Source organism: Pseudoalteromonas sp. A601, from assembly GCF_002165575.1.
Classification (GTDB): Bacteria; Pseudomonadota; Gammaproteobacteria; order Enterobacterales; family Alteromonadaceae; genus Pseudoalteromonas.
This window is the reverse complement of the sequence record NZ_MXQF01000013.1, coordinates 67,956-92,715: the sequence shown is the minus strand read 5'-3', so window position 1 is coordinate 92,715 and position 24,760 is coordinate 67,956. Positions and strand designations below refer to the sequence as shown.

Sequence of the window (24,760 nt, the reverse complement as noted above, 5' to 3'; positions counted from 1 at the left end):
TTGATCTGGTTTAAAGCAAAGTTTTACTGATTTAATTTAAATTCCCATAAGTTAGATTATGTTAAACAGGATGAATTTTAATCTCTGCTTCTTTATAATGCGATTCATGGTTATTTGTTATAAAACATCCGCTTAAGATCATTGTTTCCAGTATCGGACTTTGGTTGGTTAGCCTTCCTCTAGCTTATCGTCATACACACTACTAAGCCTGAAATCAGGAGTATGTCATTCCATAGTTTTATTAGAGTTTTACAGCAGAATCTCTATCTATACTCTATTTATAGCTATCTAAGAAAATTTTCATTAAACCAACAACGAGGCATGATAATTAAGTTACAAGTCTTTTTAACATAATATTTTATACCATAAATAAACCTTTACGGTAGTAATACTTAGAATTTTAAATTACACTATAATTTCTAATTAAGCCCAAGTGATAAAATCTGGTAGAAATACGAATGACATTGATGAGTATATTGCTAGTGATAATTAATTTTCGGGATGGTGTTGCAATAGCAATATGAATGCACGACTGAAACACTTTACAAATGGTAGCAAGGACCTAGGTCTTAGCATACGGGCGGAAAAAACTGCGCCAGTTGTGCGTGATGATAATTGCCCTATTTATGCTTATTTAATGTCACTTAAATCAGCTAATTCACAACAGACTGTCATACGAGTATTACAATCAATAGCGAAACACCTAGGTCAACCCGGTTATTACAGCATTATTTGGCAAAACTTTGATAGAAATACATTAAACCAATTAATTAAGATATTAATTGATAAAGCTAAAGCCCCCGACACAATTAGTTTATATATTTCAGTAATTAAGCGTGTGCTTTTTGAAGCATACCTATTAGACCTTATTGATACTAAACATTGGGAGCGCATTAAATCAGTACAAAAGCCGCAGGCTGGAAGGCAGAAAAAACACAATGTGTTAAATGAATTTGAATTCAAAGAGTTGCTTCATACCATTAATATAACAAGTAGCAACTCGTTAATGGCCGTGCGCGATAAAGCTATTTTTCATCTATTTATTGGCTGTGGCTTAAGGCGGTTTGAACTTGTAAACCTAAAGCTAGAAAATATCAATCTTCAATCTCACACGATTATTTTTGACGGCAAAGGACGTAAACAGCGTGAGGTAAAATTACATAATGTCACTTTAGCAGCTTTACAAGAATGGCTCGATGTACGAGGAACTACACCAGGTCCGTTGTTCGTTCGGATTTATAAATCAGGCTCTCTGCCTGCGTGGTTAGTAAGCAACGAAAGCCGGATAAGTGGTTTGTCTACAGAAGCTATGTATATGTTGTGTAGAAAATATGGCTTGATCGACAAGGATATAGCGCCACATAGTTTGCGGCGTTCATATGCGACTTTATTAGATAGCAACGGTGCTGATATAAAGCATATAGCCAAGCTCATGGGGCATTCGAGTATCAAAACGACTGAGCGATATATTCAAGTAGAGCACCAAGATGTAATGGACACCGTAGATGATAAGTTGTTTAAGACTATACCTTAACACAATGATTTTGGATGTAATCTTTAGCTAGAATATTGCTTGTGTACTGTAATGAAAGATACTGTAATAAAAAATACAGTAGTGTATAGTGTAATTAATCAGTAATCAGTGTTAGGTAAATGAGATGCAAAAGTTTTATAACCGCGAGTTACAGCTAAAGGAGCTGAGAAATATCTCTGATAATACAGAGAAAACGAAAGGACGATTAAGTGTTGTCGTTGGTCGTCGTCGTGTAGGTAAAACTCGTTTGCTCAACGAAGTATTTAAAGAAGTAACTAATCAACATATCTATCTATTTATCAGTCGTAAATCAGAAAGTGCGTTAGTAGCTGAGTTTAGCGCAATTATACAAAGCACATTCAATACAAAGTTTTTTCACCCAGAATCTTTAAAAGATGTTTTTGAATTTTTATTAGACTATTCAACAATGACGCCTATTACTCTAGTTATAGATGAATTTCAGGATATTGAAAGAGTTAATAATAGCCTCTTTTCCGACTTACAAAACTTATGGGATAACTATAAAAATAAATCCATGATGCACTTAGTCTGCTGCGGCTCTTTATATAACCTTATGACTAAGCTCTTTAAAGATGAAAAGCAACCATTGCTCAACCGTGACGATCACTTTTTTAAAATTAATCCTCTAACACCTAGTTATATTAAAGAAATAATGGAAGATAATGGTAAGTATAACCCTAATGACTTCCTTGTTTGGTGGTGTTTATCAGGCGGCATCCCTAAATATTTAGAATGGTTGAATAACTCAGGCTCCGCCCCTTTAGAGAAGCTGATTTCTAATGGCTCTCCATTAATCAAAGAAGGTATGCACCGACTTGTAGAAGACTTTGGATCAGAGCACAGAGCCTATTTTGATGTTTTAGGTGCTATAGCCAATGGATATAATAGTCGTCCTAGAATAGAAAGCTACCTCAATACAGGTGTTGGCGTAAATCTTGAAAAGCTTGAAAAAGATTTTGATATTATTAATAAGCTCAGGCCTATCACTGCAAAAGATAATTCTAGAGATATTCGCTATGAAATAGCTGATGAATTTTTAAGTTTTTGGTTTAGGTTTATCTACAGTAATAGAAGTGCAGTAGAGATAGAAAACTACGATTTTATAAAACGCATTATTGATCGTGACTTTGATACCTATTCAGGATCACAACTGGAAGAACTATTTAAAGCAATTCTTGCAGAGTCTAAGCTGTTTAATAATATCGGTAGTTACTGGGATAGCAAAGGTGAAGATGAAATCGATATTGTTGCAATAGATGACTTTAATAAAAAAATACTAATTGCTGAAGTTAAGCGCCGTTATAAACGTTACAGCGAGGCCAAGCTAATAATGAAATCCAAAAGTTTACTACAGAGCTTAAATAAGAAAGGCTATGAAGTTTCCTTTAGAGGTTTTGCTTTAGATAACTTAGATGAAATATTGCTAGAATTTTCATACACAAAAGAAAGACAGTAATGTTTTTCTTTGTCTAAAACTATACCATCATACTAGTAATTAATATTATACGAAACACTCCTCCATCTGTTTTGAACATTTTAAATTCAAGATCACCAGTTAGACGATAACCGGATCAAAATTAAAATATACAAGGCGTTTAGGGTGTGCCATAGTTACCTTTATTAGTATGATGGTATAGCTTTTATGACTTTATATAGTGAAATTGAATTTGAATATCGTTTACTAGTGGATGCCGTTAATACACTAAACGACTACTTATTGGATGCGACAGTAATTCATGCTGAATGCTATAAATTACCACCTTCCTCAGGCGATATAGCAAACAATACGAGTGGCTGGGAGTTTCTCGCGCCGCAAACTTATACAGGGTTTACTGCTTTAAGTATGTCAGTTGGTGCATTCTCAAGGTTTACGCCTGATTACGATCACTCAGCGAAATATCCATTTCGCTTACCTGGTTTTATTCAATTAGATCCTATACATAGAGAGCAAGTGACAGAGTTGATTGCTCATTGTAACCGGCACAAGCAACGTATTAAAAGCCTGCTTACTACATCAAAATTAAACCCTGGTCAAAAACGAGAACTCATTCAAAATATTTGCCCAAACGCAATTACATTACAAATTTACCGCCTGATAAAATCATCCTCAGCACCAGTGAAGCGCGTCGGTTTTACTTGGTGTAATAAAAATAGTATGCGAACTATAAAAAAAGAAGAGTTTTTAGCATACTTAAAAGGTAGTAGAGAAAATCCACCTACAGGTCAAACAAAAGCCGAATGGGCTCCCTGGGTCAATAAAGAAATTGATCTAATTAATGCTAAGGCAGGGGCTCTTATTAAAATTAAACGCCCTCTTCCCGTTGCTCCAAAATTAAATGTCTCTTTTATGGATGATACAGCCACTGTAATGTTTTATGGTCATATCCCCGTAATTATTTTTGGGGAAGAACCAGCTAAAATTACACCGCTGAAAAGTTACATTAGCCAAAAGAACAAAATGCAACTTTATAACTATCTAATTCAACGTCTATACGTTGTCAGCGAACAATAAACTTCAGCTCAAGTTATGCCAGCATCATTACCAAATTTTTAATTGCTCTTTATTGAACTAGATTCTCTTTCTATCAGCTCAAAATCTAAAATATGTCGTAAGTCTAAGCTTTTTACATTACTTAAATCGTTATACTGCCCAGATGCCAGTAATGTAATAGACAACTCAGCCATTTCGTTAATAGGTTGCCTTACTGTAGAAATATTTGGCCACACAACCGTTGCAAGTTGCGTATCATCAAAACCCACGACCGACAGTTCATTTGGAATATTAATACCTTGCTTTTGAGCAATTGAAATAACCGCGGCTGCCATATCATCGTTTGCTGCAAAAATTGCTGTCGGCTTATCATCAAGTGAAAGTAACTTCATCGCAGCTTCCATACCTGATTGATAGGTAAAACTGCCCTGCTCTATATACTCAGGTGGCGTCACTATTTGATTAGAGCGCAGTGCATCTAAATAACCTTGATAACGCATGCGACTAACACCTTGTTTAGTGTCGCCAATAATATGTGCAATTTTACTATGACCTTGATTTATTAAATGCTCTGTCACATCAAAGGCCGCTTGGTAATCGTCCATGCAAATATATGGTGAGCGATTTAATTTAGTATCTGGAGTTATTCGGACAAAAGGAACATCAGCTTTAGTTAGTACATCTAAAACAGCTTCGTTATCGCACATAGGTGGTAGTAAAATCATGCCATCAACTTGTGTTACATCAATAAGTTGCTTCACCGATTCAATCGTCTTATTTATATCAGTATGGGCTTCATCTACGATAAGATGATAACCCAAAGTTCGGCATTTTTTTAATGCTGCTAACAGAAATTGGCTAATATATGTATCACTTGGGTTATCGTACAAAAGCCCTAAAAAGAACGATTTAGTACTTGCGAGGCGTCTTGCTGACACATTTGGCCGGTAATTTAATTGTTCAACAACCGCCATTACTTTTTCACGCGTTTTATCGCTCACTTTCTTGTCTTGATTGAGCACACGCGAAACTGTCATCATTGATACTCCAGCCTGCTCGGCTACATCTTGTATTCTTGCTCTTTTATGATCGGCCATGTTTAATATTACCTACTAACAATCATTCGATTGTTATAATTAACCTCTTAATTTCACATTATACATAATTACAAAGCTTGATATTGCCTGCAGTGTTTAAATCATTCTATTTTAGATAAAAATCAGCACCAACAAATGTTATCGCTAACTTTCACTGGTGTAATAGATATAACAACAGATAAATTTACCCATACATTTCTATCACACACTAACTTACACATGAGTAAATAATTTTTCACCAGTTTTTTTGCAACCTCAATTACAACGCAATGTGACATTTATCCTACATAGCTTAAAACTAACTTGACTTCATAATACCAAACCAATAGTGTTAGCGCTAACACTAAACAGCATTCGAGTATAACAATTTATGTTCCTTGGTATCGATTTAGGCACTTCAGGTGTAAAAGTAATTATTTTAGACGAGCAAGATTGTTTACTTGCTCAAGCAAGCAGCCCATTAAACGTGTCTCGTCCTGCTCCACTTTACTCTGAGCAAAACCCTACTGATTGGTGGCTTGCCACCTGCACCGCAATTGATGAACTTAAAAATACTCACCCTGCATTACTGCAATCGGTCAAAGCGGTTGGGCTTTCTGGTCAAATGCATGGCGCTACATTACTTGATAAAGACAATAATATTATCCGACCTGCCGTTTTATGGAACGACGGACGTAGCGCAGCACAGTGCGTAGAACTTGAAAAACGAGAGCCGGACTCTCGTAACATTACCGGCAATATTGCAATGCCCGGTTTTACAGCGCCTAAGTTGGTATGGTTAAAAGAGCATGAGCCAGAAAACTTTGCAAAAGTCGCTAAAGTATTACTACCAAAAGACTACTTACGCTTTTTAATGACCGGCGATTTTGCTTCAGATATGTCGGACTCTGCAGGCACATTATGGCTTGATGTAGAAAAAAGAGCTTGGTCAGAAAAAATGCTTGTAGCAACAGGATTAACTGAACAACACATGCCGACGCTATTTGAAGGAACAGAGATCACTGGCACGTTAACCGCTGAGGTTGCGACAAAATGGGGCATGGAACAAGTCCCTGTAATTGCCGGTGGTGGCGATAATGCGGCAGGCGCGGCTGGTGTCGGCGTTATAACACCAAATCAAGCATTTCTATCATTAGGTACGTCAGGCGTTTACTTTGTTGCCAACGAAAAATACTTACCTAACCCAGCAGGTGCCGTACATACGTTTTGTCATTGTATTACAAATACTTGGCATCAAATGTCAGTGGTGTTAAGCGCTGCAAGCTGTTTAAGCTGGGTCACTAAATTAACCGGCTTTGAAAATGAAGGCGCATTGCTTGAACAAGTTCGTAAATGCGACTTTAGCAAGCCGAGTTCAGTGATATTTTTACCTTATTTAACCGGCGAACGTACCCCGCATAATAACCCTGATGCCAAAGGTGTGTTTTTTGGATTAGACAGTGATACCGATGCAGCAACCCTTGGCCGCGCAGTTTTAGAAGGCGTCGCTTTTGCTTTTGCCGACGGACAGCAAGTACTGCTTGATGCAGGTGCACAAATTGACGATGTAACTGTTATAGGTGGCGGCGCAAAAAGCCCACTATGGGGAAAAATCATCGCAAGCGTACTTAATCGCCCACTAATTTACCGAGAAGGTTCAGAAGTTGGCCCTGCATTTGGCGCTGCAAGACTTGCCCGAATAGGAGTAGAGCAACTCCCTGCACAACAAGTGTGTGTTAATGGCAAAGTAACGCAAACAATTGAGCCAGACCCTGTTATGCAAGACTTTTATGCACAGCAATACACAACATACAAAGCACTTTATCAAAGTGTAAAAACATACTTTTAATAGAATAATTTTAAATTAATGGAGCACATTATGAGCGAGCAATTCTTTTCTAACGTTGAAAAAATTAAATTTGAGGGTGAAAACTCTAAAAACCCATTTGCATTTCGTTACTACGACGAAAACAAGGTTGTTCTTGGCAAAACAATGAAAGAACATTTACGTTTTGCTGCCTGCTACTGGCATAATTTTTGTTCTACAGGTTTTGATATTTTTGGTGAAGGTACGTTCGACCGCCCTTGGATCCAACCTGTCGGCAACCAACTTGAACTTGCAGAACAAAAAGTAAAAGTTGCGTTTGAATTTTTCGAAAAACTAGGCGTACCTTACTTTTGTTTTCATGATGTTGATATTGCACCTGAAGGCGCAACACTACAGGAAAGCCATGATAACGTAACGCACATTGCAAACATTATCGAAAAAGAAATGCAGCGCACTGGTGTAAAACTACTTTGGGGTACGGCTAACTTATTCTCAAACAAACGTTTTTGTGCTGGCGGTGCTACAAATCCAAATCCAGATACATATGCATACGCAGCAGCACAAGTTAAACATGCTATGGAAATTACCCATCGTTTAGGCGGTGAAAACTACGTACTTTGGGGTGGCCGTGAAGGTTACGATACGCTACTAAATACAGATCTTGCGCAAGAAAGCGAGCAGTACGCGCGCTTCTTAAAAATGGTAGTTGAGCATAAGAAAAAAATTGGTTTCAAAGGCACATTATTAATTGAACCAAAACCACAAGAGCCTACAAAACACCAGTACGATTACGATACAGCAACGGTTGCAGGTTTCTTACACAAACACGGTTTACAAGACGAAATTAAAGTAAACATTGAGGCAAACCACGCAACACTTGCGGGTCATAGCTTCCACCACGAAATTGCCGTTGCCTGTGCTGAAGGCATTATGGGTAGTATTGATGCTAACCGTGGTGACATGCAAAATGGTTGGGATACAGATCAATTCCCTAACGATGTAGCTGAATGTACGCTCGTTATGTACGAGATTTTAAAATCAGGCGGTTTAACGACTGGTGGCTTTAACTTTGATACTAAACTGCGCCGCCAATCATGTGAACGCGATGATCTATTTATTGGCCATATTGGCGGAATGGATACGATGGCAAAAGCATTACTTAATGCAGCAGCCATGATTGAAGGCGGTGAGCTTGCTGATTTTGTTGAAAAACGCTACGCAGGTTGGAAAGAAGACTTGGGTCAGAGCATTCTGAAAGGCGAACAGTCATTAGAAAGCCTTGCTGCGCTAGTACACGAGAACAACATCGATCCTAAGCAAGTTTCTGGTCGTCAGGAACTGCTTGAAAATATTGTAAACCGCTACGTATAAGGACATCGCCTCGGCTTAAAAACCGGGGCGTACATCATTATGAACTTGTTAGAACAACTCAAAAAAGTAACCACAGTCGTTGCTGACAGTGGTGATGTGGAATCAATTAAAGCCCTGCAACCAGTTGATGCCACAACGAACCCATCATTAATACTACAAGCAGCAAAATTACCTCAGTATAAACATTTAATAGATGATGCAATAGATAAAGCTGGCAATGATGTTGATGCAATTTGCGATCAACTTATTGTTAATTTTGGCTGCGAAATATTAAAGGTGATCCCTGGTCGTATATCAAGTGAAGTAGATGCACGTTTATCATTTGATACACAAGCGAGTATTGCAAAAGGTCGTAAACTGATTTCGCTTTACGAGCAAGCTGGTATTTCAAAAGACCGTATACTTATTAAACTTGCTTCAACATGGGAAGGTATTAAAGCCGCCGAGCAATTAGAAAAAGAAGGTATTAAGTGTAACTTAACACTGCTTTTTTCGATGCCTCAAGCAATCGCTTGTGCACAAGCTAATGTTACCCTTATTTCCCCGTTTGTTGGTCGTATTCTAGATTGGTACAATGCACGAGAGAACAAAGATTACGCCCCAAGCGAAGACCCAGGTGTGCAATCAGTCACAGGAATTTATCAGTACTACAAAAAGTACGACTATAAAACCGTAGTGATGGGTGCAAGCTTTAGAAACATCGAAGAAATTATTGAACTTGCAGGCTGTGATTTACTGACAATCTCGCCTGCATTGCTTAATAGCTTGCAAAATGAAGAAGGTACGCTTGAAACTAAGCTCGACAGTGCAAAGATTTCCAAAGCGTCACAAAGCGAAATAACTCCGCTGACTCACGAGCAATTTTTATGGCAACACAACGAAGATGCCATGGCCTGTGAAAAACTCGGTGAGGGTATTCGCAACTTTGCTAAAGATCAGCGTATTTTAGCTAAATTAGTTGAAGACTTACTAGACTAGCTCCCCTCAAGCCTGCTCTGCCACTTTACATGCAGGCTTTTTTAATGACATTTGAGGTAATATATGACTCAGCTTTCTTCTCGTGCCCCCTTTGCAAATGCCATACGCGCACTGAGCATGGATGCAGTACAGCAAGCCAACTCTGGTCACCCAGGTGCTCCTATGGGGATGGCCGATATCGCCGAAGTACTGTGGAACGACTTTTTAAATCACAATCCAAACGATCCAAATTGGCCAAACAGAGACCGCTTTGTACTCAGCAACGGTCACGGTTCAATGCTCATTTATTCTTTATTGCATTTAAGCGGGTACGAGTTACCACTTGATGAACTAAAGCAATTTAGACAAATGCATTCAAAAACCCCTGGGCACCCAGAGTACGGTTATACACCAGGCGTTGAAACAACCACAGGCCCGCTTGGCGCAGGTATATCAAATGCTGTAGGCATGGCGATTGCCGAAAAAGCCCTCGCAGCCCAATTTAACCAAGATGGTTTTGATCTGGTTGATCATTATACATACTGTTTCATGGGTGATGGCTGTTTAATGGAAGGTATCTCCCATGAAGCATGTTCTCTTGCAGGCACATTAGGCCTTGGAAAACTGATTGCCTTTTGGGATGACAACGGTATTTCTATCGACGGTCACGTAGAAGGCTGGTTTACTGACGACACAGCTAAGCGCTTTGATGCTTATGGCTGGCATGTAATTACAGATATTGACGGTCACGACCCTATACAAATAGCTGACGCCATTGCACAAGCTAAACAAGTAACCGATAAGCCCACCTTGCTGTGTTGTAAAACCGTGATTGGTTTTGGCTCGCCAAATAAATCAGGCTCTCACGATTGCCACGGTTCACCACTGGGCAATGATGAAATAGCTGCAGCACGTAAATTTTTAAATCTACCGAGTGAGGCATTTAGTATCAGCAATGATATATACGCCCATTGGGATGCAAAAAAAAGCGGTGATGAAAAACAACAACAATGGCAACAATTGTTTGACGAATACGCTAGCCATTATCCTGAACTTGCCAAAGAGTTCGAGCGTCGCGTTATTAAACGTGCCCTGCCTGACAACTTTGAAGACATCGCAAATAACTATATTGCACAATGTGATAAAGACGCAGCAAACATTGCCAGCCGAAAAGCCTCGCAAAACACTATTGAAGCGTTGGCTCCACATTTACCTGAGTTACTGGGTGGCTCGGCCGACTTAGCTGGTTCTAACTTAACGCTTTGGTCAGGCTCAAAAGGAATAAGCGCAGAGGATGCCAGCGGTAATTACCTGTTTTATGGTGTGCGTGAGTTTGGTATGAGCGGTATTATGAATGGCATATCACTGCACAGTGGTTTTATTAATTACGGTGCAACATTTTTAATGTTTATGGAATATGCCCGTAACGCTGTAAGAATGTCGGCACTGATGGGGATCCAAAATATATTTGTATATACCCACGACTCTATAGGCCAAGGTGAAGACGGCCCAACTCATCAACCTATTGAGCAACTTGCTAATCTACGTATGACGCCAAACTTAGTAACATGGCGCCCATGTGATGCGGTAGAAACCGCTGTGTCGTGGAAAAATGCCATACAAAATCAGCAGCAACCTACAGCGCTTATTTTTAGTCGCCAAGGGCTAAACCACCAGCAACGTAACGCTCAGCAAATAAGTGACATAGAAAAAGGCGGTTATATTCTAGCTGATTGTTCTGCAACACCAGAGCTAATTTTAATAGCTACCGGCTCTGAGGTAGATTTAGCAATGCAAGCGTCAAAAGAGCTTGCAGCAAAGGGTGTAGCCGTGCGTGTGGTATCGATGCCAAGCACCACAATTTTTGATCAGCAATCGAGTGATTATCAACAAGCTATACTTCCTACCTCAGTGGTAAACCGTATCGCAATTGAAACATCACACCAAGATTACTGGCTAAAATATGTTGGCTTACAAGGCAAAGTGATTGGTATGAGCACATTCGGTGAGTCAGCCCCTGGTAATGTATTACTAGAGCACTTTGGCTTTACCGCCGACAATGTAGTAAATACAGCGTTGGCATTAATAAACGCCAACGCATAATCGACCCAGCTTTATCCAACTAATGCGCTAAGCTTCCCAAAGCTCGGCGCATTTTTAATTACCTACTTCTGACTTCAAGCGTTTAACTGGTCCATTATCACCAATTAAATAGACTCTTCGATTAGCTTCTCCCTTCTGCTTTTCAGCAACAATCATTCTTGCATCAGGGTGTCCATCTTGGATTATTGACGTTAATGCCCAGTTTGCTCCTTTACGGCGAATTAGTTCATCACCTTTATCGAAGGTTTTACCTGCGTCATTGCTGTTCCAGTATGAAATAACGCCATCATCTCCATCTTTAAATTCAAGAATAAAGCTAACTTCATCAGGTGATTTAACCATGAAATCACCGCGTGTATCTTGATTACTCGCAACCGCTGCTACATTTACGGCATCGTTCACAATCCAATTAGATCCATCCCAGCGAATATGCGTCGTTTGCTTCGGACCACCTGTTTTATAACCTAAATCTTTTCCGACATTAGTAGCTAAATGTGGATGGCCTTTGGCGTCTAAATGTACAGAGCCATTAAACGTCCATTTTTCCCCGGTGTTGAAGGCCAAAGTCTTCTGATCGGCCACCTCACGTGTAATAGGGAGATTTAATTGTTCATCTTGAACATTACGCCATGTGCCATCTTTAGTATTAAACGTCATATAATAAGCATTATGCCGCTCTGTAGTGTGACCTCGGCCGTTAATACCGGCTTTACCATCCCAACAAATATGATAATCATAGCCAACAATGATTTCGTCATTTTCACCTTTTTCAACCCAAGCATACCAGCTATCTACTGCATCAAGGTCATCGCGTCGTTTGTGCTTTAAGAATGAAACAGGTTTTTCAAATGTACGTCCGTGATCTGTTGATTTTTGATAAACCCAATCGCTTCGGTGTGCTCCATGTCTATAAAATAAATAAATATCGCCATTATCCATTTTGACCGCTTGGTTATACGTGCCAAATACAGGTATTGTGTCTAGCTCTTCCCAACTACTAATGTCATACGGATTTTTTGAAACGACATGTATATTTCGCCCATAATGTATATTACCCAAGGGGTTTTTCCCATGGTGCGGCATACCACCGTGACCACCGAAGAAAACATGAATGTAACCTAGGTCGTCCATTAACATTGTTGGTTTACCGTGGTTATCTATCTTTCTCGATGGGTCTTTACCCATGTCGCTTATCCCTGCTTTATAAGGGCCTTTCCACTCTTGTGTTTTATGGTTGTAAGAAGCAACATACGGATCTTCAAGTGGTCCTTGATAAGAGACATAGGTGATACCATCTCGGTAAATCCCAGCTGGGTGTTGAACGATCGCTAAAGGATTTCCAATCGCATCATCAGCAAAGTGATCGCTTTGCTCTACTTTTTTTAAGTTATTATTACTACACCCAGATAGGAATAGAGTTACAGCTGCTGCTAACACACTTACTTTTTTCATTCGATCACCAATAACCTGTTGATTATAAAGTTTTAGTTATATTAAGGTGCACTTTAATGCCCGTTTATATGAGTAATATTGATTTAATTTGAGCGATAATGCAACTTAATAAGTCAGAAATACTACAATCTACTATTTGTGATAAAAAGTAATGTACCCTCCTATAATTCAAAAGCCGCTAATAAGTAACTTATTAGCGGCTTGACAAACTATTAGGTGGCGGTGTGCTAAGGCTGAGCTATTTCATTTAAAAGTAAAACACTCGGTTCAGTAATCACACTATGAGCTTTATCTCTGTTGCCAGGCTGGCTTTGCCATGAGAGGTAATATTTTTTGCCATTTGAGCTTGAATCACCTTGTCCTTCAAAAACATGGTGCTCTAGCTTTATAGTTTTATCTTTTGCAAGATGCTTATTAGCAGCTAAAGTTTGCTTTTCAATCATCGGAGGAAAAATATCTGCTTTTTCAACTTTAACTGTCTCTAAGCTATTAGCATCTACTATAAAGCGCATAACATCATCTTCACGTCTAACCGTAACACCTAATGTCTGTTCATCTATCACTTGCGGTGCATAAGGTTTAACCATAAAACGGCCTAGTGAACCGTGCCCGCCAAAGTCCCATCTAAAGCCCTTCCAACTACTAATCTTTTTGCTTTCCCAGTCATCTGAGCTGCCTTTACGAGCAATATAGATTTGTGTATCACCGTTATCATCATATTTATGATAAACAATTATTGGCTTTTTCTGCTGATCAAACCCTAACTTAACATTCCCATTGATCATGCCTCCAAACGGAGGGACAGGATCAACAACTTCTGTCATTTTTAAAGTGATGGGTAACGCTAACTTTTGCCCATTTGAATCCTGCCAATTAACGAGATCAGGACTCTTTGCATAAGATAGGCTATGGTTAGTCGCTGCATTAGGGGTATTTCTCCATACCCAAATCAGGTGAAACATTCCGTCAGGGCCTAGCGTTGGCCCTTCAAAATAGCCACTCATCTTCCCTTCACCATCTAGAAATTTATTTGCATGCAAACGCGACCAAGTTTTTGATTTAGTGTCATAGATATTATAGATTTCATTTCCGTTACCACTGCCACCATCCCGATACTTGGCAATTAGCTCATTATTCTTATTTAACAAGAATATTGGATAGGTCATTCTTTGCTCTAATGCCTCATCAGCCATAACATCGATACGTTTCAGTGAACGAACATTCAAAGGCTCGCTAGTACGAAAATATTCAATAGGGTCAGCATGCATATTACCCATTACATGCAAATGCCCGTCAGAATCTAACTCCATCGTGACATAGTTATGGCTATCCCAACCAAGCCAACTATCAACTTTATAATAACGCCATTTTCCAGTTAGGTGGCGGTGTGCAATCGTCATTTGCCGATTTGCATCATAGTAAGCAACAAACTGTTGCTGCCCTCTAGTTAACAAATAAGGTTTAATGCGATGCCCAGACCACACACGGTCAATCGCTATTGAAGTAACTGTTTGTTCATGTTGACGCGATTGCGATGCAAAACTCACTAGAATAGATAAAAATGCTAAGCTACAAAGAAATATATACTTAGCTTTAAGATTAGTACGCCTTAAGTGCATAATAAATTCTCTCAAATTTAAATAGATCTGTTAAATATCGTTATCTATTTAAGCTACAAGATATAAATGTGGTAACAAAATCCTATATCACAATGAGATAAGCATCATCGATTTTTAGCGTGTTACCACATACTGTAAATTAATATTTTGTCGGTTTACTGCTCTTTAATTTGCAATAACTTCTCAGCAATTAATTGCTCATTCAACTGAGCATCGTACTTGGGGTTTAATTGCGTAGGTATATCAGCACCAATTTGTTGCTGCCAATTTAGTAGCTTTGTTTTAAGTTCTTTAAACTTTTCAGGCGCACTGTTAACTAAATTCACCGTTTCACCTTGGTCAGTAGCAAGATCGTACAATTCAAATTCATTATTTTCATAATATTGAATTAGTTTCCAATTACCGCTTCTAATAGCACTGCCGGGGCGAGTTCTAAATAAGGGATCTTGTCCTTGGTCAGTTAAAGCGTGATGTGCTTGAAGATAAATAGGAAAATGCCAAAACAAATCACGAGATGTAATTGTTTCGTTTCCTAGTAGTAGTGAGCTCAGATCCATTCCATCCAACTCTTGGTCTGGTTGCTCAGCATTAGCAAAGCTCAAAAGTGTTGGATAAAAATCGGCATTAATAACTGGTGTCTGCTCAATATTGGGAGTTATCACATCAGGCCAACGAACCAATAAAGGAACACGTAATCCACCATCATAATAAGAGCCCTTACCTGCTCTTAATGGTGAAGGAAATGATGACATGCGGTAACCACCATTATCAGAGGTGAAAATAACGAGGGTATCATCAGCTAAGTTTTCAGCCTCGAGCATCGACAATATACGGCCAACATTAGTATCCATCGACTCTACCATCGCCGCATAAGTTGCCTGTTTTATATCTTTAATACCTTTATCCTGATATTTTTTTACAATATCAGCGACCGCTTGAAATGGGGTATGTACAGTATAATAAGGTAAGTACGCAAAAAATGGCTCATTCTTTTTAGATTTTACCCAATCAATTACTTCTGTAGTCAAGCGATCTGTTAGGTACTCTCCTTTTGGTCCATCTTCAATATTAGGTAATTTATAAGGACTAAAATAATGAAAGGTCATCCCTTGGTGGCTACCAGCAACATTTGTGTCAAAGCCTTGTTTATCCGGATCTGCTCCCAAATGCCATTTTCCAAAGTGACCCGTCGCATAACCCGCTGCTTTTAACGATTCAGCCAATGTAATTACTTCTAGGTTTAGCCCACGCTTATTCTTAATTGGAATTAATTTACGCGTCTTCTCATTTCCTCTCGTCGATGGAGAGACCGTATAAACACCATGACGTGGACCATATTGGCCAGACATTAAAACCGCACGACTGGGTGCACAATTTGCTGCTCCCGCGTAAGCTTGATCAAAACGTAAGCTTTGCTTTGAGAGTTCATCAATATTGGGGGTTTCAAATAAGTCAGTAGTTTGGTTGTAACCTACGTCAGACCAACCTAAGTCATCAACTACAATCATTAAAATGTTTGGCTTTTTCAACGTAGATGTTTGCGGTGACTCAACAGCAGAAGTATTGGCTTTTCCACCACAGGCACTCAATAAAATAACGCATAAAGAAATGAATATAGTATGTAATTTCATATTTTTCCTAGCTTATAATTTTCTGACTATAAATGTCATTGTGAGTCAAAAGGTGGGACTTGGGTTTCATTAGCCCCACACTGTTATCTGAAATATATAGAATTACCCACCCATCTCTTCGAGTTCTTTGCCTTTCGTTTCATTTAAGAATTTAAATACAAATACCACCGAAATTAGCGCGCAAACTGCGTAAAAACCATAAGCCCCAGCTAAACCAATACCAGTAAGCATAATTGGGAATGACCAAGTAATTAAGAAGTTGGCGATCCACTGTGCAAAACCTGCGACCGCAAGGCCTGAGCCGCGGATTTGGTTAGGGAACATTTCACCTAACATGACCCACATAACAGGGCCCCACGATAAGTTAAAGAAAAACACGTATGCATTTGCAGCTATCAAAGCAACAATACCTTGATCACCCAACTCTAAGTTTCCCGATGCGCCAGTTTCTGCGTTTAAAAAAGCGTAAACCATAATCGAAAGCGTAACTGTCATGCCAACAGAGCCAATCAGTAGAAATGGCTTTCGACCTACTTTGTCAATAAAGTACATAGTAATAAATACCGCTAAAATACTGACCATACCGCTGATTATATTAATGAGTAATGCATCAGACTCTGTAAAACCTGCCGCTTGCCAAAGCACTGCTCCATAATAAAAAACCACATTGATACCGACTAATTGCTGGAATGTAGCAAGACCAATACCCACCCATACAATTGGGCGTAATCTGTTTTTAGATTTATCAATTAAATCAGAAAGTTTTGGTTGGTGTTTATCAACAGCAAGTGAAGCTGCTATCTCGTCATGTTTTGATTGCGCTGACTCAGAACCATATAAGCGAGACAGTACATTTATTGCAGCCTGTTTTTTCCCCGCCATAATTAAATAACGTGGGCTTTCTGGGATAAAAAATAAAGCGATAAAAAATAAACTTGCAGGTACTAGCTCAACCCAAAACATCCAACGCCATGTCTCTAAATCAAGCCAAAATAAGGCAGTTGAACCACCAGCGCTGTTTGCCAAAAAGTAATTGCTAACAAATGCACTAAACAGACCAAAAAGGATTGCAACTTGTTGTAAAGTAGACAGTGTACCTCTGTATCGTGCTGGAGCAATTTCGCTAATGTAAGCTGGCGTCATCACTGATGCAGCACCTACAGCTAAACCACCTAAGATACGATAGATCACAAATTCTAAAGATGAATCTGCAGCCCCAGATCCCCAGGCACTAATAATAAAAAACACAGCTGCAACAAGTAAGATTCGGCGGCGACCAAATTTATCAGCTAATCGGCCGGCACTAAAAGCACCAATTGCGCAGCCAATCAACATACTTGATACGTTGAATCCTGTGCCCGCACTGCTTGAACCAAATGCAGCTTGCAAGCCATCTACAGTGCCATTTATAACACCACTATCAAAACCAAATAAAAAACCGCCAATTGTTGCGACAAAGCAAACCATGACAATTAAAAGTACATTTTCTTTATTGTTCATAATTATCCAAATTGTGTGTGTTGTTATCTTTATAGAATTTTAATTCGATATCTGCATATCGAACTTTGTTTAAATAGAGCTAAAATCCCTTTCTATTTGTTCAAAATCCAAGTGTTTCTCTAAAACCGTTGAATATTTAGTTTTTACCAACAAGCTATTTTTTCCGCGGGTTTATTACTTACTCTTTGTTAATGATCTTTCGGTCAAATCTGAAAAATACGGGTTACCTGTATAGTATGAAGCAGCAGACCAACTGGCATTTTCTTTAGGCAGGAAGGCTGATAAACGCGCTTTCACATTTTTATACTCGTCTGCCTCCGCGACGTTATGCCATTCATTCTTATCATTTTCATGGTCGTATAACTCTTCACTACCGTCTTCGTAGCGTATATAGCGATAACGCTCTGTTTTCACTGCATGGTTATTTGGGCCATACGTTGTGACTGCAGCATGCTCCCATTGCGCATCTGGGTTATTTAGCAATGGCGATAAATCTTGGCCTTGATTTAACGGGTTTTCGGGTAACCCACACATTTTGATAAGCGTAGGGTATAAATCAAGTAAACTGACAGGACGGTTACTTACTTGTCCACCAGATGACTTTGGTGGTTTGATTATTAATGGTGTGCGAGTTGCTCTTTCCCACAAAGCCATTTTAGCGAACTTACCTTTTTCTCCTAATTGGTAACCATGATCTCCCCATAGAACAATAGCCGTGTTATCCGCATATTCACTTTTTTCAAGCGCATCAAGTACAGTTCCGACACAAGAGTCAACAAATGAAATACTTGCTAAATATGCTTGAACCATATTTTTCCACTCACCACTTTCAATAGCCCATTCAGTGGTAGGCATCATAGGTAATTCCGATACTTGCGTGGCAATCTCTGGCACATCATCTAAATCATTTTTAAAGTATGCAGGTAATTCAAGCTCTTCGACAGGATGCATATCAAACCATTTCTGAGGTACATGCCAAGGCACATGCGGGCGTAAAAAACCACCTACCATAAAAAATGGCTTGTCGTAATCCATCGCAAGCTGCTTCGCAAGCCATTGCGCTGATTCATAATCTGGCATCTGCTGATCTGTATCGGGAAATGCCCCCCAGTCAGTATTTGTGCGTGGATCATGCCATTTCATTCTGCTTTGTGGATACGGGCCAAACCCCGCTGTACGACCGCCATAGGTATCAAAGCTATCTGGCGCTACTCGTTCATGAAAAACTTTACCAACAGCTGCAGTGTAGTAACCATGCTTTCTAAAGTACTCGCTTAAAAAAATAGATTGGCTGGCTTTATCGTTTGCATTTTTAATATCTTTATCATGAATGTGCCCATATATACCCGTAGAGGAGGGCGCAAGCCCCGTCATAATACTCGCACGTGATGGACCACATAAAGGAGCGGGAGCATGCGCATTGGTAAACACCGTTCCCATGTTGGCGAGTCGGTCAATATTAGGCGTTTTTGTGTTTGGGTGCCCAGCTAGTGGCCCAATCCAATCATTTAAATCATCAATAATTAGCATTAACACATTCGGGTATTCTTTCTTTAATTGAGTTAACCAGTCAAGCTCGTATGCAGTCATGGTTGCTGCAGCAAAACCAGCACTTCCAATGAGAAATTTTCGTCTATTCAAAATTGATCCCCCACCCTGTTCTAGTTGCTGCAATTGAAATCAACTTTATACAGTCAAGATTAACACATTAAATTGCAATATTAGTCACAATGATGCAATATCAATCACGCAGATGCAACAAAATATATTAACTCTCAGCCAAGTCGCTCCTATGTTCGCTAATTTGAAATATAAAGTGCAGGATAATTAATATAACTATGGCGCATTGAATAATTAAAAAATGCACAGTTAACTCATTATAAACACACGATAAATAGGTATTCCGATGAAAAAATCGCTTAATTTAAAAACATCTTCATTGCTCGTTATAGCCACCAGCTATGCTGTGTTAACCGGCTGTGCAGATGCAACCTCAACCGTAGTTCAAGAGCAAAATACCTACGCTAAAGAAGTAAAGGCATATGCTGTATATGTCCCTAAACGACAGGACGACTTTGCATGGGAGAATGATAAAGTTGCTTTTCGAGTGTATGGACCAGCGGCCCCTATAAAAGGACACGCAAGTGGCGTGGATGCTTGGCTAAAAAAGGTTGATTATTCGATCATAGATAAATGGTACGACCAAGCATTTAAAGGCACTGCTTCATACCACACAGACTCAGGTGAAGGTTATGACCCATACCATGTCGGTATTAGTCGTGGTGTTGGTGGTTCTGCAATCTGGGTGGATGGTAAGGATTATACAGCCCATAACTATAAGAGTTTTGAAATTCAGCAAAATGGCCCAGAAAAAGTCGTATTCACTCTTCAATATGAATGGCAAACACCACTAGGGTTAGTTAACGAATCAAAAACGATTTCTCTCGCAATGGGCTCTAATCTTTATAAAGTCAACTCCACGTTCAAGCTCAATGGTAAACCGGCCTCACTCCCAATTGCTATCGGCATTACAACTCATGATGAGAAAGCCTTAGTGGCGCATAATGAACAAACAGGGCGAATCTCTGCTTGGGAAATGTTTGACGGCAAAGCTCTCGGTACTGGCGCCATTATAGATCCTTCTAAAGTACAAGATATTCAACATATAGCTAAACAAGCAAAAGACGAGAGTCACATATGGATATTCACAAAATCAGATAAAGATGGCTCACTTGAGTACCATGCTGGTTTTGCATGGGAGGCAGCAGGCGAGATTACAACACGTACTCAATGGCAAAACTATTTAGATACATTTAAAAAATAATATAGGTATTAACATGGAAAAAATTGCATTCACCATGACTTTACTAGCAGGCAATGAAGCTGAATATAAAAAGCGTCATGACGAGATCTGGCCTGAACTAGTTATAGAGCTAGAAAACGCAGGTGTATCTGATTACTCAATATTTCATGAGCCATCGTCAAACACACTATTTGCTGTTTTGAAAAGAACTAATGATCACAAAATGGACGACTTACCACTTACACCAATTGTTAAAAAGTGGTGGGCATTTATGTCTGACATTATGGAAACAAACGCCGACAATTCGCCGATTGTTACACCTATCGAACAGGTATTCCACTTAGATTAAAATATAGGAGTCGTTATGTCACATCGCATTTGTAAGGTTTTGCTACTAGTAACGATATGGTTATTATCACCATTCAGTTTTGCCGATATTAAACACGGTTTAAGAGATAATGATGGTAGACATATGATCCCTAGAGGTTATGTCATTAATACCAATGACCATGCAGGTGCGGTGGACTTCAACCCTGAAGACTATTTAAGAATGGTAAGAATGGGTGCCAATGTTCAAGTTATTCGACTTGAAATGGGCAAATTAAGTGAGCTTGGCGACAACACGTTTGAACCTGAATATTTAGCCAGAGTTAAACGTGCCACTAAGTTAGGCCGCGAGGCTGGCATTAAAACAGTATTTAAAATGACTGTTTATGGTGCAACTGATTTTTCATGGGAAGAGTTATACCTAAACAAAAGTAATGAACAAGAAACTTATATCAATGCTTGGAAGCATATATGGGAAGCGTTTAAAGATGATGATTATGTGATTGGGTATGATTTAGTTAATGAGCCTCGTAAAAAAGATATGGATATTTCTTACGATCAGCTAACTCGTCGCTATTTGATCCCGCTATATGAAAAAATTATCGATGCTGCTATTCCTTACAGCGACAATAAACAGTTTTTAATACAAACCATTTTCATGAATAAAGGCGATGCCATCAACAAAAACCAATATGCAGAAATAACAAAAAGAATAGATCGTAAAAATATTATTTTTGCCCCACATATCTACCAAGAGCATTTAGATTACATAGCTCCAACGATGGAAAGATTTGATAAAGAATCTCAATTATTAGGTGCACCGATACTCATTGGTGAATGGGGATTCCCGACTCTAGTAACAACAGATAACTCAGTCAAAGAACAACTAAATTACATTGAGTTTTACATAAAAACAGCTGAAATTTTCGATGAAATGGGAGTTGGCTCTATTAAAGCATGGTTTCTAGGCAATCGTAGTTATCAAAATTTCTTACCTGGAGGTCCTTCCACATGGGCTATTTTCAGTGATGAACAAGCAATTGGTACTGTAGAAAGAAAGTATATAACTGACATTATTGCACGCCCATACCCACAAATAATTGCTGGTGACATCAAAAACTTTAAATTTCACTTTGCCACACGCACTTTAGATTTAAATATCACAACTGATAATACTAAAGGGGTTTCACGTATTTTTGTTGGTGCGGATAGACATTATCCAGATGGATTTACTGTCTACATTGGCGATGATCTCATTATGAGTAAAAGCCCGATAAAATCAGGCTTAGAAGTTCATAGCTCAAGCAAGAATACACAACCAAGTGAGGTTATTTGGGATAATGATAGGCAGCAATTAGTTTTACTATCATGGCCTAAAGATAAAGCGCAAATTAATATCAAAATTAAGCCCGGAATATATAAGGCCCCGGATCCAACAGTAAAAATGAGTCAATAACACTCACAACATTGGCTATCATTATGGTAAAGATGATGAAGAAAAAAATAAAATGGCTATTCTTAGTAGCAGTCGTGCATGCCTCAACCCTAATGGCTGCTGATATTCTTAAAACAGACAGTTATTTCACAGCCCAGCAATATGATTTAGCAAAGGCTGGCTATATAGAAGCAGCTAAACTTGGTAATCCACATGCATATTATCAATTAGCAAGAATGTACGCCAAGGGCTTAGGAGTAAAACAAGATGTTGTCAATGCCCTCATTTATTACTCTTTAGCGGCAGAATATGACTATTTTGATGCACAAAAAGTGATAGATAACACACTAGCGACACTCTCTACTGACTCTAAAGCTACTTTTATCAAAGTAATGGATGACTATAAAGTAAAGTTGGGTAAACAAGCTATTGATGCCAAGTATTTCCCTGTAATCCTACAAGGCTCATTGCCTTCAAAAGTTACTTTTGATGGAAATGAAAAATTGAAACACCTTTTCTATAGTGAAGACTTTATGGAAGATTCGATTGCTAGTTTAAATAACTTAGCCATTGAAGAAGGTGGAAATGAAGATGCCACCTATATGTCGACCCCTAAGGAACCTTATCTAATCCTAGATATTGATATTGCTGCAGATGGTTCGATTCGTAATTATTTTGAAGTGCAAAACATGGGTGGCTCTGCTAAAAGACTCATAAACGAGTTTATTCTCTTCCCTCAGCCAAAACCATCAATAAATAATCAACATATAAGTTTTGTTCACAGAGTATTTCTTGGTGCAGCAGTTTATTCAAAATCAATCTTGATTGATAAAAATGAGCCTATGTATGCACAAATATTACGCACGTCGAAAAGGTTAAAACAAGGAACAACATTAAACGAACGATATCAATACGCGATGGCATTATTAAATTTTCCTTGGCTAACATCAGAGCCGCAAGAGGCTGAACAAAAATTATTAGCTATCGCCAAACTAGGTCACCCTAGTGCTATGTATGAGTATGGGATGTTACTTTATAGAGAGCAACGCAATATCCCAGAAGCAATTAAGTGGATATCCCAAGCAAGCAAATATGGCCTTATCCGTGCAGAGTACCGCTTAGGTATGCTTTTGAACTCAAGCCCTTGGGTGCAACAAGATCAAAGCAAAGCGTTATTTTGGTTTTCATCAGCGATGGACAAAGGCGATACAAACGCAGCTATTAGAGCTATTGATATTAAGCTCACAGCCAAAGATAAGTCTTTGCACAGTATTGAATCTGCAGTGCAAAATTTAAAAAATATTGAGCATGAACAAACCAATAACCCTGAGTACTACTATTTATTGGCACTGTCTTATCGTGATCGAGAGGCTAGAGATTTTAGTCAATTTGTTAGAAATATGCGTACCGCAATTAGTAGAGGTAACTCCGCAAATTGGGACACTCGTGAATGGCAGTCACTATTAGATGAATCTACTGTTGGTACAGTTTATATAACTGACGAATAGTTTGGGTTAGGTTGACCCTACCATGGATAATTGCCCCGAAGTATTTTCATTCATCACCAACAGAAATGACTAACGAAGGCAATTACCCCCCTGTAAATCTGTTTTTAATCTATTACGGCGACTTAATTGTTGCAGCTTCATTTAATCAGTAACGCTCAAAGGAGAGTAAGTGTTTGATAGTTATTTTGTGCAAGCTTTAGGGTTTGTTAGCTACATTTTAGCAATACTGTGTTTTATGCAAAAAGATGATCGCCGCTTTAAAATAATGATGATAGTAATGAATTTAAACCATGCATTACACTTTTATTTATTAAATGCAGTAACTTCCTCACTATGCTGTTTATTCGCAGCTGGGCGAACAGCAACATCATTACAAACAAAAGCCAAATGGTTCGCTGGCTTATTCATTATACTTACCGCTTTGATTGGTTATTTCACCGTTAATCAATGGACTGACTACATCGCCATAGCTGGATCGTGCATAGGTACGTACGCATTATTTTGCCTCAATGGAATAAAAATGCGCTGGGTTGTGTTTGTGGGTTCTTGCCTGTGGCTTATAAACAATATTATTGTTGGATCACTTGGTGGAATATTACTTGAAGCCACAGTAATAGTTATCAACCTAACAACAATTTATAAATTACATAAACTCAACGTTCGAGCTTAGTTACTTATTTAATCTTATACAATATGAACTAAAGCCTTACCCCATCGCTTTAGTTCATTATTTTAACTTGAATATATCACTGTAACTTTAATCATTTTGTGAGTTTGATCTATATTAAGCAAAGTATTGTGCTGATATGCAGTATCTTAGCAACTACTCGATTAACCTTCATTAAGCTTCAGACGTATCTAATGGAGCCTGATTATGTAATCAATTACAAAACACTGAGCCAAAAAAGATAACGCTTGTAAGGCTGGGTTTGGCAATTAAAAACAGCCAGACAATGTATACGCTTTACGGTTCTAGCATATTTATACATTACATCTCAGGATAGAGATAATTCTCTGCCTCAGTAATCCCCTTAAACCGAAATAGTTAAAGAGTTTACTAACACCTCAGATTATTCATTCCATTACTAATGACTTAGGATCAAA

18 protein-coding genes are annotated in these 24,760 nt (G+C 38.8%); 12 read left to right on the top strand and 6 right to left on the bottom strand.

Annotated elements, in window-relative coordinates; genetic code table 11:
- Positions 1-520: 520 nt before the first annotated feature.
- The 3 genes from B5G52_RS12595 (at position 521) to B5G52_RS12585 (ending at position 4,067) form a co-directional block, all read left to right on the top strand.
- Positions 521-1,534 carry a tyrosine-type recombinase/integrase gene (locus tag B5G52_RS12595; RefSeq protein ID WP_087532999.1) on the top strand — a complete coding sequence of 338 codons (1,014 nt, stop codon included), beginning with the start codon at positions 521-523 and terminating at the stop codon, positions 1,532-1,534.
- A gap of 124 nt (positions 1,535-1,658) precedes the next feature.
- Positions 1,659-3,011 (top strand): ATP-binding protein, encoded by a 1,353-nt coding sequence (locus B5G52_RS12590; protein ID WP_087532998.1) that lies wholly within the window; start codon positions 1,659-1,661, stop codon positions 3,009-3,011.
- A 186-nt stretch (positions 3,012-3,197) separates the two neighbouring features.
- Positions 3,198-4,067, top strand: a complete 870-nt coding sequence (locus B5G52_RS12585; RefSeq protein WP_087532997.1) for a DNA replication terminus site-binding protein — start codon at positions 3,198-3,200, stop codon at positions 4,065-4,067.
- A gap of 38 nt (positions 4,068-4,105) precedes the next feature.
- Here the strand turns inward: B5G52_RS12585 and B5G52_RS12580 are convergent, their stop codons facing one another.
- Positions 4,106-5,143, bottom strand: a complete 1,038-nt coding sequence (locus tag B5G52_RS12580) for a LacI family DNA-binding transcriptional regulator (protein ID WP_087532996.1) — start codon at positions 5,141-5,143, stop codon at positions 4,106-4,108.
- 370 nt (positions 5,144-5,513) lie between these two features.
- On the opposite strand from B5G52_RS12580, the gene xylB reads away from it, so the two are divergent.
- From xylB to tkt, 4 genes are all read left to right on the top strand, one after another.
- A complete protein-coding gene (xylB, locus tag B5G52_RS12575) occupies positions 5,514-6,971 on the top strand; it encodes a xylulokinase (RefSeq protein ID WP_087532995.1) in 1,458 nt (485 codons plus the stop codon).
- Positions 6,972-7,001: 30 nt separating this feature from the next.
- Positions 7,002-8,321: a xylose isomerase gene (xylA, locus tag B5G52_RS12570; RefSeq protein WP_087532994.1), complete on the top strand. Its 1,320-nt coding sequence runs from the start codon at positions 7,002-7,004 to the stop codon at positions 8,319-8,321.
- A 36-nt stretch (positions 8,322-8,357) separates the two neighbouring features.
- On the top strand, positions 8,358-9,299 hold the full coding sequence (gene tal / locus B5G52_RS12565; protein ID WP_369679930.1) for a transaldolase: 942 nt from the start codon (positions 8,358-8,360) through the stop codon (positions 9,297-9,299).
- A 63-nt stretch (positions 9,300-9,362) separates the two neighbouring features.
- A complete protein-coding gene (tkt, locus tag B5G52_RS12560; protein ID WP_087532992.1) occupies positions 9,363-11,381 on the top strand; it encodes a transketolase in 2,019 nt (672 codons plus the stop codon).
- A gap of 54 nt (positions 11,382-11,435) precedes the next feature.
- Here the strand turns inward: tkt and B5G52_RS12555 are convergent, their stop codons facing one another.
- From B5G52_RS12555 to B5G52_RS12535, 5 genes are all read right to left on the bottom strand, one after another.
- Positions 11,436-12,833: a BNR-4 repeat-containing protein gene (locus tag B5G52_RS12555; protein WP_087532991.1), complete on the bottom strand. Its 1,398-nt coding sequence runs from the start codon at positions 12,831-12,833 to the stop codon at positions 11,436-11,438.
- A 227-nt stretch (positions 12,834-13,060) separates the two neighbouring features.
- Positions 13,061-14,452 (bottom strand): BNR repeat-containing protein, encoded by a 1,392-nt coding sequence (locus B5G52_RS12550; RefSeq protein ID WP_087532990.1) that lies wholly within the window; start codon positions 14,450-14,452, stop codon positions 13,061-13,063.
- Positions 14,453-14,607: 155 nt separating this feature from the next.
- Positions 14,608-16,083 (bottom strand): sulfatase, encoded by a 1,476-nt coding sequence (locus B5G52_RS12545; protein WP_087532989.1) that lies wholly within the window; start codon positions 16,081-16,083, stop codon positions 14,608-14,610.
- 102 nt (positions 16,084-16,185) lie between these two features.
- Positions 16,186-17,595: a sugar porter family MFS transporter gene (locus B5G52_RS12540; protein ID WP_254911205.1), complete on the bottom strand. Its 1,410-nt coding sequence runs from the start codon at positions 17,593-17,595 to the stop codon at positions 16,186-16,188.
- 162 nt (positions 17,596-17,757) lie between these two features.
- On the bottom strand, positions 17,758-19,224 hold the full coding sequence (locus tag B5G52_RS12535) for a sulfatase (RefSeq protein ID WP_254911201.1): 1,467 nt from the start codon (positions 19,222-19,224) through the stop codon (positions 17,758-17,760).
- A gap of 265 nt (positions 19,225-19,489) precedes the next feature.
- Here B5G52_RS12535 and B5G52_RS12530 point away from each other — a divergent pair, with 265 nt between their 5' ends.
- The 5 genes from B5G52_RS12530 to B5G52_RS12510 all read left to right on the top strand — a co-directional run bounded on the left by B5G52_RS12530 (position 19,490) and on the right by B5G52_RS12510 (position 24,326).
- The gene (locus B5G52_RS12530) at positions 19,490-20,407 is read left to right on the top strand and encodes a DUF4861 family protein (protein ID WP_087532987.1); all 918 of its coding nucleotides are present in this window, start codon (positions 19,490-19,492) and stop codon (positions 20,405-20,407) included.
- Positions 20,408-20,420: 13 nt separating this feature from the next.
- Positions 20,421-20,735, top strand: coding sequence for an L-rhamnose mutarotase (gene rhaM / locus B5G52_RS12525; RefSeq protein ID WP_087532986.1), 315 nt, complete (start codon positions 20,421-20,423; stop codon positions 20,733-20,735).
- 15 nt (positions 20,736-20,750) lie between these two features.
- The gene (locus B5G52_RS12520; protein WP_087532985.1) at positions 20,751-22,169 is read left to right on the top strand and encodes a cellulase family glycosylhydrolase; all 1,419 of its coding nucleotides are present in this window, start codon (positions 20,751-20,753) and stop codon (positions 22,167-22,169) included.
- A 35-nt stretch (positions 22,170-22,204) separates the two neighbouring features.
- Positions 22,205-23,656: a tetratricopeptide repeat protein gene (locus B5G52_RS12515; protein ID WP_217896187.1), complete on the top strand. Its 1,452-nt coding sequence runs from the start codon at positions 22,205-22,207 to the stop codon at positions 23,654-23,656.
- A gap of 169 nt (positions 23,657-23,825) precedes the next feature.
- The gene (locus B5G52_RS12510) at positions 23,826-24,326 is read left to right on the top strand and encodes a YgjV family protein (protein ID WP_087532983.1); all 501 of its coding nucleotides are present in this window, start codon (positions 23,826-23,828) and stop codon (positions 24,324-24,326) included.
- The last annotated feature ends 434 nt before the right edge of the window (positions 24,327-24,760 follow it).

What these genes read in the sequence shown, in the direction of transcription:
- B5G52_RS12595 (WP_087532999.1), top strand. Translation starts at nt 521, where the DNA reads ATGAATGCACGACTGAAACACTTTACAAATGGTAGCAAGGACCTAGGT.
- B5G52_RS12590 (WP_087532998.1), top strand. Translation starts at nt 1,659, where the DNA reads ATGCAAAAGTTTTATAACCGCGAGTTACAGCTAAAGGAGCTGAGAAAT.
- B5G52_RS12585 (WP_087532997.1), top strand. Translation starts at nt 3,198, where the DNA reads ATGACTTTATATAGTGAAATTGAATTTGAATATCGTTTACTAGTGGAT.
- B5G52_RS12580 (WP_087532996.1), bottom strand. Translation starts at nt 5,143, where the DNA reads ATGGCCGATCATAAAAGAGCAAGAATACAAGATGTAGCCGAGCAGGCT.
- xylB (WP_087532995.1), top strand. Translation starts at nt 5,514, where the DNA reads ATGTTCCTTGGTATCGATTTAGGCACTTCAGGTGTAAAAGTAATTATT.
- xylA (WP_087532994.1), top strand. Translation starts at nt 7,002, where the DNA reads ATGAGCGAGCAATTCTTTTCTAACGTTGAAAAAATTAAATTTGAGGGT.
- tkt (WP_087532992.1), top strand. Translation starts at nt 9,363, where the DNA reads ATGACTCAGCTTTCTTCTCGTGCCCCCTTTGCAAATGCCATACGCGCA.
- B5G52_RS12555 (WP_087532991.1), bottom strand. Translation starts at nt 12,833, where the DNA reads ATGAAAAAAGTAAGTGTGTTAGCAGCAGCTGTAACTCTATTCCTATCT.
- B5G52_RS12550 (WP_087532990.1), bottom strand. Translation starts at nt 14,452, where the DNA reads ATGCACTTAAGGCGTACTAATCTTAAAGCTAAGTATATATTTCTTTGT.
- B5G52_RS12545 (WP_087532989.1), bottom strand. Translation starts at nt 16,083, where the DNA reads ATGAAATTACATACTATATTCATTTCTTTATGCGTTATTTTATTGAGT.
- B5G52_RS12530 (WP_087532987.1), top strand. Translation starts at nt 19,490, where the DNA reads ATGAAAAAATCGCTTAATTTAAAAACATCTTCATTGCTCGTTATAGCC.
- rhaM (WP_087532986.1), top strand. Translation starts at nt 20,421, where the DNA reads ATGGAAAAAATTGCATTCACCATGACTTTACTAGCAGGCAATGAAGCT.
- B5G52_RS12520 (WP_087532985.1), top strand. Translation starts at nt 20,751, where the DNA reads ATGTCACATCGCATTTGTAAGGTTTTGCTACTAGTAACGATATGGTTA.
- B5G52_RS12515 (WP_217896187.1), top strand. Translation starts at nt 22,205, where the DNA reads ATGAAGAAAAAAATAAAATGGCTATTCTTAGTAGCAGTCGTGCATGCC.